This is a genomic window from Natrinema soli (genome assembly GCF_028618695.1).
This window is the reverse complement of the sequence record NZ_JAQIVI010000756.1, coordinates 1-677: the sequence shown is the minus strand read 5'-3', so window position 1 is coordinate 677 and position 677 is coordinate 1. Positions and strand designations below refer to the sequence as shown.

1 protein-coding gene is annotated in these 677 nt (G+C 71.0%); it reads left to right on the top strand.

The window, feature by feature from the left end; all coding sequences use genetic code 11:
- Nucleotides 1–677 (top strand): AMP-binding protein (locus PGX04_RS31685; RefSeq protein ID WP_273742107.1); only part of this gene is annotated, 677 nt, incomplete at both ends.

The window sequence follows — 677 nt, the reverse complement described above, 5'->3', positions numbered from 1 at the left end:
GGTGCTCTCGGTCGACGAACCGCGGGACGAGTCGGTCGGCGCGTTCGCCGGGACCGAACCGGTCGACGTCGAACCGGCCGTCGGTGGCCTCGACGAGACGGTCGTTCTCGCGTTCACCTCCGGGACGACCGGCGACCCGAAGGCAGTCCGACTGACCCGGCGGAACTTTCTCGCCTCCGCGACCGCCTCCGCATTCCGGCTCGGGATCGATCCCGACGATCGTTGGTGCTGTCCGCTCTCGCTGTACCACGTCGGTGGGCTCTCGGTCGTCGTCCGGTCGGTCCTCTACGGCACGACGGCCGTCCTCACCCGGTCCCGCGGGTTCGACGCCACGGACGTACTCGACGTCCTCAACGGGTACGACTGTACCGGGGTCTCGGTCGTCCCGACGATGCTCGGGCGCCTGCTCGAGGCGGGCGACCTCCCGGAATCGCTCCGGTTCGTCCTCGTCGGCGGCGCACCGACCCCGAACGACATCGTCGAGGCCTGCGAGGACCGCGGCGTCCCGATCTACCCGAGCTACGGCATGACCGAGGCGACCTCCCAGATCGCGACCGCCCGGCCCCGTGAGGCGTTCGACGACCCCGACACCGTCGGTCGCCCCCTCCTCCCGACCGACATGACCGTCGTCGACGACGAGTCGGGCGAGCCCCTGCCAGCCGGCGAGATCGGCGAAC